Consider the following 10553-nt stretch of genomic DNA (forward strand, 5'->3'; position numbering starts at 1 on the left):
CCCGGCGTATTCGCCCATCTGCCCCAGCCCGCCGTTGCCGACCAGGGCTTGCAGGTCCAGCTCCAGGTAAGTGAACGAAGCCACCACCGACGCCACGATTGCAGCCAGCAGCAACAGGTTGATCACCCGGTTCATGCCAGCCTCCAGCGCAACAGGCGGCTCAGCAGGTCGGCCAGAATCACCAACAGCAGGAACGTCAGCAGCATGCTGGCTACCTCCGCACCCGCGAACATGCGCATCGACAGGTCGATCTGCTGCCCCAGGCCGCCAGCGCCGACAAAGCCCATCACCACCGAAGCCCGCACCGCGCATTCCCAGCGATACACGGTGTACGACACAACTTCGGAAGCGGCATTGGGCAGGATGCCGTATAGAAACGCCGCCAGCCGGCCACTGCCCGCCTGCAACAACGCGTGGGCCGGACGCTGGTCCACCGATTCGAAAATCTCGGCGTAAACCTTGCCGAGCATGCCGCTATAGGTGATGGCGATCGCCAGAACACCCGCCGTCGGCCCCAGCCCCACGGCCCGTACGAACAACAGCGCCCAGACAATTTCCGGCACGCTACGCAGGAAAATCAACAACCCGCGCACCGGCAGGCGCAGCAGCCGCGACCACAACCCAGCGCGACCTCCACGAGAGGCGGCGCGCAACGACAAGGCGCGGCTGGCCAGCAGCCCTGTCGGGACTGCAAGCAGCAACGCCAACGCCATGCCCGCGGTGGCCACGGCCAGGGTCTGCAGCGTGGCTTCATACAACAGCGCGATAAAATCAGCATCATGTGCCGGCGGCCAGAAGGCGCTAGTGAAACTGGCGATCTGCTGACGGTTGTCCGCCTGCAACAGCACCCAAGGGTTCAGTTCGCTCAACTGGATACCCGGCCATAGCACCGCCACGGCCAGCAAGGCCAGCAGCAACCGTGGCAACGATGCCGGGTCGCGGGCGTCGGCCCTCAACATCTCGGGATCTGCACGGTCAGGGTAGGCCCCTGGGTTGGTGGCGAAGCCAGTTGTTCGTTGGCGTACAGTGCATCGAGCATGTGCTCGGTAACCGCTTGGGCCGGGCAGTCGAATACCACCTGACCTTCACGAATACCGATCACCCGCGGGAAATGCGCCAGCGCCAACTCGACGGCATGCAGGCTTGCCACCAGGGTCACGCCGTTAGCCTGGGCATGGCGATTGAGCAAGGCCAGGCTGTGATCGGCCAGCACCGGGTCCATGGCCGACACCGGCTCGTCGGTCAACAACACCTGCGGCCGCTGATACAACGCGCGGGCAATGCCCACCCGTTGCAACTGGCCACCCGACAATTGCCCACACTGCACGAACAGCTTGTCGGCCAGGCCCAGCTCGGCCAACACCTGGCGCGCACCCGGCACATCGCTGGGGTATAGCAGGTTAAGCAAACCGCGCAGCACACCCCACTGCCCCAGGCGGCCAGCCAACACCGCTGTCACCACCCGCTGACGCGGCGGCAAAGGCGGCGCCTGATGCACCAGGCCAACCCGCGCGCGCAGGCGCTGACGAGCCCTTGCCGACAACGCCCAAGGCTGCTCACCGAGCAGTTCCAGGCGCCCGCCGCTGGGCTGGATGGCCGTGGCCATCACATGCAGCAAGCTGGACTTGCCCGCCCCCGACGGCCCGATGATGGCGATGCGTTCACCCTGCCCGATGCGCAGGCTGATCGTTTCAAGCGCACGTACCTGGCCATGGCGCAGGCTGGCAGCGTGCAGATGGATTGCCACGTTCGAAGCGGTCACTTGAGCAGGCCGGCCTCGCGTGCGGCTTGTTCGGTGCCCACGTAGTTCTCAGGCTTGGTTTCGATGAAGCGGCTGGCGGCCTGCAGGTCGAGGATCGCCTTGTGCTCCGGGTTGGCCGGGTCAAGGCCAAGGAAGGCTTGCTTGATCTTCTCTTTCAACGCCGGGTCCATGTTGCCGCGCACGGTCCAGTTGTAGTCGAAGTAGGTCGGGGTGGTGGCGAACACTTTCACCTTGCTGGTATCGACCTTGCCTGCATCCACCAGCTTCTGCCACACACTGGCGTTGAGCACGCCACCATCGACCTTGCCAGCCTGTACCCAGGCCACGGTGGCGTCATGGGCGCCGGAATAGGCAACGCGGCTGAAGTACTCTTCAGGCTTGATGTTGTCTTGCTTGAGCATGAAGTAACGCGGCATCAGGCTGCCCGACGTGGACGAAATGGAACCAAAAGCAAACGACTTGCCCTTAAGGTCCGCCAGGCTTTTCACGTCGGGGTTGGCAGTGATGAACTTGGAGGTGAACTGCGCGTCCTGTTCACGCTGCACCAGCGGTGTGGCGGTTGGGTCCTTCAAGTGCACCTGGACGAACGTGAAGCCGCCCAGCCAGGCCAGGTCGAGGCGGTCCGCGGCCAGCGACTCGACCACCGCCGGGTAATCGGCCACCGGTACGAACTTCACGTCCATGCCCAACTGCTTGGCCAGGTATTCGCCCAAGGGCTTGAACTTGCGCTGCAGTTCGGTCGGTGCTTCGTCGGGTATGGCGCTGACCCGCAAGGTTTCAGCGGCCTGAACGACAACGGCGCAGCAAGACAACACAAGGCCGGCGGCGAGCGCCAGGGGGCGTTTGAGCATGGGTGTTCTCCGGTTCAATAACGGGACGATGCCAACAAATCCGCCGACAAGTCCGCCGACAGTGGGAATTATAAGAGGCAAAGGCCCAAAGGCCAGCTTTGCTACAATCGCGCAACAATTTGACCTGCTGAGGTACGTATGAGCGAGCCGATTCGCCTGACCCAGTACAGCCACGGTGCCGGCTGTGGCTGCAAGATCTCCCCCAAGGTGCTGGACGTGATCCTCGCCGAAAGCGGTGCCCAGGCCCTGGACCCGAACCTGTGGGTTGGCAACGCCTCGCGCGACGACGCGGCCGTGTACGCGCTGGACGACGAGCGCGGCGTGGTCTCGACCACCGACTTCTTCATGCCGATCGTCGATGACCCGTACGACTTCGGCCGCATCGCCGCCACCAACGCCATCAGCGACATCTACGCCATGGGCGGCGACCCGTTGATGGCCATCGCCATCCTTGGCTGGCCGGTCAACGTGCTGCCACCGGAAGTGGCGCGCGAAGTGATCCGCGGCGGCCGAGCGGTATGTGCCGAAGCCGGTATCCCGCTGGCCGGCGGCCACTCCATCGACGCCCCTGAGCCCATCTTCGGCCTGGCCGTCACCGGTGTGGTCAGCAAGCGCCATCTCAAGCGCAACGACACCGCCAGCGCCGGCTGCCAGCTGTACCTGACCAAACCGCTGGGCATCGGCATCCTCACCACCGCCGAGAAAAAGGCCAAGCTGCGCGCGCAGGACCAGGGCCTGGCCCGCGACTGGATGTGCACCCTCAACACCCCCGGCAGCCGCTTCGGCAAGCTCGACGGGGTCAAGGCCATGACCGACGTCACCGGTTTCGGCCTGCTCGGCCACCTGGTGGAACTGGCCGAAGGCAGTGGCCTCACCGCACACCTGGACTACACCGCCGTGCCGCGTCTACCCAGCGTCGAGCACTACTTGGCCGAAGGCTGCATCCCCGGCGGAACCCTGCGCAATTACGACAGTTACGGGCACAAGATCGGCGCCCTCAGCGACGAGCAGAAGCACCTGCTGTGCGACCCGCAAACCAGCGGTGGCCTGTTGGTGGCCGTTACCCCGGAGGGCGAAGCCGAGTTCCTTGCCGTGGCCGCCGAACTGGGCCTGCAGTTGTCGCCGATCGGCAAGCTGGTCGAACGACAGAGCCACGCGGTCGAGGTGATCTGATGCGCCCCGACTGCACCGACTTCCGTCAGCTATTCCTCGACGACGTGCCGATGATGGACATGCGTGCCCCCGTCGAATTCGCCAAGGGCGCCTTCCCCGGTGTCGTCAACCTGCCGCTGATGAACGACCAGGAGCGGCAAAAGGTCGGCACCTGCTACAAACAGCAGGGCCAGGCCGCCGCCATCGCCCTTGGCCACCAGCTGGTCAGTGGCACCACCAAACAGGCACGCATGGACGCCTGGGTGGCGTTCACCCAGGCCAACCCGCAAGGTTACCTGTACTGTTTCCGTGGTGGCCTGCGATCGCAGATCGTGCAAGGTTGGCTACGCGATGAGGCGGGCATTCAGTACCCCCGTGTCAAAGGTGGCTACAAGGCCATGCGCACCTTCTTGCTGGAGACCACCCAACAGGCAGTGGCGCAATGCGATTTCGTATTGCTGGGCGGCCTGACGGGTACCGGCAAGACCGATGTATTGCACCAGCTGGACAACGTGCTCGACTTGGAGGGCCACGCCAACCATCGCGGTTCCAGCTTCGGCAAGCGCGCCACTGCGCAGCCGGCGCAGATCGATTTCGAAAACCAGCTGGCCATCGATGTACTGAAAAAACGCGCCCGCGGCTGCGAGCAGTTCGTGCTGGAAGATGAAGGCCGCATCGTCGGCAGTTGCACTGTGCCGCTGGAGTTGTACCAAGGCATGCAGCAATACTCGCTGGTGTGGCTTGAGGACAGCTTTGCCAACCGCGTTGAGCGCATCTTGCGCGACTACGTGGTCAACCTGAGTGCCGAGTTTATCGCCGTGCATGGCGAGGAAGATGGCCGCCGCTTGTTCGCCGAGCGTATGCTGCAAAGCATGGCCAACATCTACAAGCGCTTGGGTGGCGAACGTTATCAGCGGCTGTCGGAGATCCTGCGCCTGGCCTTGGAAGAACAGCAGCGCAGCGGTGCAGTGGACCTGCACCGGGGCTGGATCGAAGGTTTGCTGAACGAGTACTACGACCCGATGTATGCCTACCAGCGTGCGGCGAAGGCCGAGCGCATCGAGTTTGCCGGGGATGCAGTGGAAGTGCGCGAGTACCTGAAGGCACGGGCGCGGCGACAACCTCACCATTAACACCGGTAGAGCCGAACTCATCAACCGCGTCGCCTGCTTCGCGGGTAAACCCGCTCCCACAGGGACCGCGCTGCACTTGAGAACTGCACCCTACCCGCGAAGAGGCCGGTGCAGGCCACCTCATTGCCCTGGGCTGAGCACCCGTTCCAGCTCCGCAGCCCGGTCGCGGGTCATGCTCATCACGCAGGTACCGCCTTCGAGCTGCGCCAGGGTCCCACCACTGGCCTGCACATGGAACTGGCAATTGCCATCGCGGTAGGCCATCCACTTGCGTTGTACCTCCCGCAGGTTCTTCTGCTGCCCGGCCTCCAGCTTGCCCATCAATTGCTTGTACACCCGGTTCAGGCGCTGGTCCTGTACTTGCGTTTCAGCGTTGATGCACGCGCTCATGGCCACCGTGCTGGAAGCCTTGTCCATGCATTGCCCGTAGGCCGCCGTATAATCTTCTGCCACGGCCAGCGGCAGCACGCAGGCCAGTGCCAGGCCTGCCAGGTAATGCTTGATCATGCTAACCCTCCTTGTGGGAATCAAAGCGACTGCGGCTGTTCTGGCGGCATCAACACCTTGCCCGGCTCGAAGCGCAGCGACGGTATCTGCGTTGCCCAGTAGAGCGCAACGGCCAGCGCCGCAATCAACGCCACATCGAGCCAATTCCAGCCCGGCATGTCGTCGGCGCTGCGCGCCTTCCAGCAATGCCAGGCCTGGCCCAGGCAGAACACCCCCATTGCCGCCAGCCACAGGTAGAAACCGGCGCCAAAGCCGACCCGCTCATGAAACGCGTAGCTCTGGTTGTCCGGCAAGCGGTCAATTCCGAAACTGCTGGCGGCCAGGTAGACAGCAGCCAGCCCTGCCAGCAAGGCCAGCCTGCGGAACCGTCGGTGGGCAAGAACCGCCAGGGCCAGCAGCGGGTTGGCGAACCATTGGTACAAACCGAAGGGCATGCCCCATGGCCCGTACAGCAGCATCTGCAAGGCCGGCATGTGGCGCTCGCCGCTCAGCAGCGCGCCATCGAAAAACAGGGCGAGCAGATACAGCAGCAGGCTGATGCTCAAGTAGAAAACGGGCAAGGGACATACCTGGGGAAGCGGGACAGGCTACGACCTTAACTCAGGCCCTGCCCCGCTTCCAAACCTTCAATAAGTGCCGCGCAGGGTCACCATGAAGTTGCGTGGCTCGCCATAGTAGTTGCCGTAGGTCGAGGTACCCACGGTTTCGTAGTACTTCTTGTCGAACAGGTTGTTGCCGTTGAGCGTGACGTTCCAATGGTCGTCGACACGGTATTCGACCAGGGCGTTCCAGATGGCGTAGCCGCTCTGGTCGAAATCGAAGGGCACATTCTGTTGCACCAGCTTGCCGCTGCTGTCGTAGCGGTTGACTTCACCAGTGGCGTAGGTAGCGCTTTGCACCTGCACACCTCCACCCACTTTGAAGTCGCTGAAGATGCCCGGTAGGCGGTAAGTGGTGTACAGCTTGAACAGGTGCTTGGGCATTACCGTGCTCAGCGGGGCGTCGGAGCTGCGGTTACGGTTGAGGTTGAAGGTGTAGCCACCCACCAGCATCCAGTCAGGCAACAGCTCGCCGGACAGCTCCATGTCGATGCCCTTGCTCACGACCTTGCCGTTGGGCACATAGCAGCAGCTACCGGAGAAGCCGGCGAAACTCGCCGGGAAGTTCGGGTCCTGGACCGCTTCGTTTTCGCGGGTGGTGTAGTACAGCGCCACGCTGGCATTGAGCGCACCATTGAACAACTCGCCCTTTAGGCCGGTCTCGTAGGTTTTTCCGGTCATAGGCTCAAGCGCCGTACCGGTTTCGGCGGGGCCGCTGATCTTGCTGGACTGCGGCCGGTAGATCTCCGAATAGCTGGCATAGGCCGACCATTGATCGTCCAGGTCGTACACCAGGCCACCGAACGGCGTGACCTTGGTGCCAATGCGCTGCTCGGGGCTGGTCCTGGACACATTAGTGGTCAAGGCATTGGTGTAGGTCTGCCAGAAGTGGAAGCGCTGGGCACGCGCCCCGACGATCAGGTGCAGCGGCTCGGCCAGCTGCAGGCGCAGGCTGCCATACAAACCATACTGGCGTTGCGAATTGGGGCTGTAGTCACGCTTGTAGTCACGCCCGTTGCCCGGGTCGTCGAATGCCGAGCTGTCGGGGTCGAATACGTTGGCCGGCGAGCCCGATGCAGCGTAGGGGGCGGTGCCCAGCCAACGGCTGTCGATCTTCTGGTAGTCGGCCCCGAAAACCACTTCGTGGTCCAGGCCAAAGGCCTGGAAGTGCCCGGACACGTTAGCGTCGTACAGGTGCTGCTCGTTCTCCTGGCGGGTCGACGTGCCGTACCAGGTCGCGCCGGTATTGGTCACCGGGTCCACCGCGTTCAGGGTGGTGGCGGTCTTGAACAGCCCGAGGTCCCAAGTGTTGGTGTAACTGAGATTGAGCTTCCAATCGTCGTTGAAGCGGTGGTCTACCTTGGCGAAGTACTCGCGCGCGGTGGCATCCAGGTAGGCCCAGTTCTTGGTCAGGCCAGTGTGCCGCGGCAGGTTCAGATCAGCACCGTTGCTATAGCGCGGCACCGCGCTGTTGCTGCCGGTTTCGTGGGACTTGTTGTAACGGGCGCCGAAGGTAAGCATGGTGTCGTCGGTAACGTCCGCCTCAAGCACGCCATACACCAGCGGCCGCTCGGTGGCGCGGTTGTCGGTGAAGTACTGTCGGTCGGTATTGGACATCACCAAGCGCCCACGTAGGCGGCCATCCCAGCCCAGCGGGCCGGACAGGTCGAACTCCTGGCGATAGTTGTCCCAACTGCCGGCCGACAGGGTCAGCTTGAGCTGGTTGTAGGCGGTGGGCCGCTTGCGCACCATGTTGATGATGCCGCCCGGGTCACCCGAGCCGCCATACAGTGCAGCGGTACCTCGCAGCACTTCGATGTGGTCGAACTCGGCCAACTCGAAGATGTTCGACGAGTAGAACGAGCCCATGGCGGTGCCCAACGCCTGCGGCGCAGCGCCGTCGATCTGCAGGTTCTGGATGCTGAAGCCGCGTGAAAGGAAGTCCTGGGTACGGAAGGTGGTGCTCTGGGTGACGATGCCCGGCGTTACTTTCATCGCCTGGTTGATGTCGGTCAGTTGCTGGTCTTCGATCAGTTGGCGGGTCACCGTCGACACCGATTGCGGCGTCTGGCGCAGGCTGGTGGGGCTCTTGGAGCCGACGCTGATCAAGCCTGGCGCATACGAGCCGGTGTTCTCGGTACTCTCGCCCATGCCCTGCCCGGCCACGGTGGTCACGCCCAGTTCCAGCGCGTCACCACTCACGGCCACCAGCGGCTCTGCCACCAGCCGGTAGCCGTTGTCGCTGCGTGCCACCCGGTAGCCGCTGCCAGCCAGCAGCACGGCAAAACCGCTGTCCACCGAATACAGGCCATGCAGGCCACTGCTTTGCAAACCGGCCAGCGCTTCGGGGGTGAAGGCCAGCGACACGGCGGCTTGCTGGGCATAGCTGCCAAGGGCCTCGGCCAGGTTGCCGGCAGGCACATCGAAGCTACGGCGGGCGGCCTCCTCGGCCACGGCCGGCAAGGCCGCAACGGAGAAGACCAGCCCGGCGCAGGACAGGCGCAAGGCCAGGGCTAGCGGGCTGAGGACGGGGTGGCCAGGAAATCGGCGCATGGTGGATCGGCTCCTTGTTCTTGATCGGTTGGCCTCTTGTTTGACGGGCCAGCGCACAGAAGCGGAACCACCTTGATCAATTTTCTCGCGGCGCTGGCTCGACCGTGGTCCACCAGCGACCAAAACCACCGATGCGAATCGGCAGCGCTTCGGCCAGCAGTCTCAGGGCGCGTTCGCTGTCATCCAGCGGCAGTACCGCCGATACCTTGATGGCCTGCATTGCCTGGCGGTCGAAGCGCAGCACGCCGCGCCTTTGCTGCGACAACGCGTCCAACACCTGATCGAGCGGCACGCCTTCGGCCACCAATTGGTGACGCTGCCAGGCTTGGTCCACACGTGCCGGATCGATAGCCGGCAGCGGGCCAAGCCCGTCGCGTGCCACCCAGGCCCGCTCACCGCGCCCCGCGACCAGTTGATCGCCGGACACGGCACTGCGCGCCTCGACACGGGATTCGAGCATGGTCAGCTCGCTGCGTTCGCGCCCTTGGCCGACCACGAAGCGAGTACCCAAGGCCTTGAAGCTGCCCTCGTCGGTTTGCACCACGAACGGCCGCGCCGGGTCATGGCTGACATCCACCAGTACCTGGCCGTGCAGCAGGCGGATACGCCGCTCGCCAGCACTGAACTCGACATCCACGGCGGAATTGCCCGCCAAAGTCAGTTGCGAGCCATCGCTCAGGGTTTGACTGTGCCACTCGGCCGGCGCGGTGTGCAGGTCGGCTAGCCAGTCTCGTGGCGACACACCGGCAAGCGGCAAGGTGCCCAGCAACGAACCCGCCAGCACCAGGCCGAGCAAGGTGCGCCGCGCCACCGAGCGTGGCGCCGAGGGCTGCATGCCGGCGCGTAACCCTGCGCCAACCGGCCCGCGTTGCTGGCGCAGGGCATGCATCTGGCTGATCACCCCTTGCATGCGCCGCAAGGTCGCACCGTGGCGCGGGTCGGCCTGCAGCCAGGCCTCGAACTCACGCGCCTCGGTGGCACCCAGTTCGCCCTCCCCCAGGCACAGGGCCCACTCGGCGGCCTCCTGCTCGATACGGGACGGGTTCACGGTGCGGCAATGTCCAGCGTGCGGTGGCAATGAATCAGGGCTTGGGCCAGGTACTTGCGCACCATACGCGGGGAAATCTGCAGGCGCTGCGCGATCTGTGGCTGGGTCAGCTCGTCCAGGTAGTAACCCACGAATGCTTCGCGTGCGTTTACATGCAGGCCTTCAAGCAGGAAGGCGATCTGTTCCAGCGCCTCGAGCATGATGAGGATGTTTTCGGGGGACTGATGCCCTTCCAGCAACTCGGCAGTCAGGGCCAGCTCGCTGAGGTAGGCCTCTTCGATCTGCCGCCGACGGGCCTGGTCAATCAGCAGGCGGCGCGCGGTGGTACTGAGGTAGGCGCGAGGCTCGCGCATGCCCAGCAGGGCATCGCGCGAGGCCAGGATACGCACGAAGGTGTCCTGGGCAAGGTCGGCTGCGCTATGCGAACAGCGCAGCTTGCGCCGCAGCCAGCTGAACAGCCAGCCGTGGTGCTCGCTGTACAGTTGTTCGAGCGGGTACGGGCTCGGTGAGTCGGCTACGGGCATGGGGCACCGGGACACAAGTGAGAATTGTTCCCGAATAGTAGCTATTCGCCGTAAGACTATGCAACAGGTGGTTCAAGCAACAACCCGTAGATTCCCGAATCGGACAGCTCGCCGGCCACGCACCAGCGCGCCCGCAGGGTGCCTTCGAGCACGAAGCCCTGGCGCTCCAGGGTGCGGGCCGAGCCCTGGTTGCGCGGGTCGATTTCGCCTTCAAGGCGGCGCATGTGCAGGGTGTGGGCAAGGTAGTCGATGAAGCAAGTCAATGCTTCGTCCATGTAGCCCCTGCCCTGCACCGCGCTGGCCAGGCAATAGCCGATTTCGCCACGGCGCGATACGTCATCGATGTTGAACAGCTGGACCATGCCGATCAGCTCGCCGTTGTCACGGCGGTACATGCCGAGCTTGAGCTGGTCGCCATTGGCAT

The 10553-nt window shown here is 64.0% G+C and carries 11 protein-coding genes and 1 pseudogene; 2 read left to right on the forward strand and 10 right to left on the reverse strand.

The features are described from left to right. From APH42_RS27300 to APH42_RS27315, 4 genes and pseudogenes are all read right to left on the reverse strand, one after another. A pseudogene (locus tag APH42_RS27300) lies at positions 1-135 on the reverse strand (phosphonate ABC transporter, permease protein PhnE); the annotation flags it as partial. Continuing rightward, positions 132-959 carry an ABC transporter permease gene (locus APH42_RS27305; RefSeq protein ID WP_012270575.1) on the reverse strand — a complete coding sequence of 276 codons (828 nt, stop codon included), beginning with the start codon at positions 957-959 and terminating at the stop codon, positions 132-134. The pseudogene APH42_RS27300 and the gene APH42_RS27305, both read right to left, overlap by 4 nt. After that, positions 953-1762, reverse strand: a complete 810-nt coding sequence (locus APH42_RS27310; protein WP_060494632.1) for a phosphonate ABC transporter ATP-binding protein — start codon at positions 1760-1762, stop codon at positions 953-955. The genes APH42_RS27305 and APH42_RS27310 overlap by 7 nt, the downstream gene beginning before the upstream one ends. Beyond that, positions 1759-2613, reverse strand: a complete 855-nt coding sequence (locus APH42_RS27315; RefSeq protein ID WP_012270573.1) for a putative selenate ABC transporter substrate-binding protein — start codon at positions 2611-2613, stop codon at positions 1759-1761. The genes APH42_RS27310 and APH42_RS27315 overlap by 4 nt, the downstream gene beginning before the upstream one ends. Positions 2614-2751: 138 nt before the next feature. On the opposite strand from APH42_RS27315, the gene selD reads away from it, so the two are divergent. Both selD and mnmH read left to right on the forward strand, forming a co-directional pair. Beyond that, positions 2752-3786, forward strand: coding sequence for a selenide, water dikinase SelD (selD, locus tag APH42_RS27320; RefSeq protein WP_060494633.1), 1035 nt, complete (start codon positions 2752-2754; stop codon positions 3784-3786). Next, complete coding sequence (mnmH, locus tag APH42_RS27325) at positions 3786-4898, forward strand: tRNA 2-selenouridine(34) synthase MnmH (RefSeq protein ID WP_060494634.1); 1113 nt, start codon at positions 3786-3788, stop codon at positions 4896-4898. The genes selD and mnmH overlap by 1 nt, the downstream gene beginning before the upstream one ends. Positions 4899-5018: 120 nt before the next feature. Here mnmH and APH42_RS27330 read toward each other — a convergent pair whose 3' ends face one another. The 6 genes from APH42_RS27330 to APH42_RS27355 form a co-directional block, all read right to left on the reverse strand. Further along, entirely contained in the window at positions 5019-5405 is a 387-nt protein-coding gene (locus APH42_RS27330) for a lysozyme inhibitor LprI family protein (protein ID WP_012270570.1), read from the reverse strand. Between the two features lie 20 nt (positions 5406-5425). Then, positions 5426-5965, reverse strand: coding sequence for a hypothetical protein (locus tag APH42_RS27335; protein ID WP_012270569.1), 540 nt, complete (start codon positions 5963-5965; stop codon positions 5426-5428). A 66-nt stretch (positions 5966-6031) separates the two neighbouring features. Further along, positions 6032-8557, reverse strand: coding sequence for a TonB-dependent receptor (locus APH42_RS27340; protein ID WP_060494635.1), 2526 nt, complete (start codon positions 8555-8557; stop codon positions 6032-6034). A 76-nt stretch (positions 8558-8633) separates the two neighbouring features. After that, the gene (locus tag APH42_RS27345; RefSeq protein ID WP_012270567.1) at positions 8634-9605 is read right to left on the reverse strand and encodes a FecR domain-containing protein; all 972 of its coding nucleotides are present in this window, start codon (positions 9603-9605) and stop codon (positions 8634-8636) included. After that, positions 9602-10129: a sigma-70 family RNA polymerase sigma factor gene (locus APH42_RS27350; RefSeq protein WP_060494636.1), complete on the reverse strand. Its 528-nt coding sequence runs from the start codon at positions 10127-10129 to the stop codon at positions 9602-9604. Before APH42_RS27350 ends, APH42_RS27345 begins: the two co-directional genes overlap by 4 nt. A 56-nt stretch (positions 10130-10185) precedes the next feature. Beyond that, on the reverse strand, positions 10186-10553 hold a 368-nt coding region (locus tag APH42_RS27355; protein WP_082421471.1), incomplete at its 5' end, for a GNAT family N-acetyltransferase.

This window comes from Pseudomonas sp. NBRC 111140, assembly GCF_001320885.1.
In the GTDB taxonomy this organism is placed as follows: domain Bacteria; phylum Pseudomonadota; class Gammaproteobacteria; order Pseudomonadales; family Pseudomonadaceae; genus Aquipseudomonas; species Aquipseudomonas putida_P.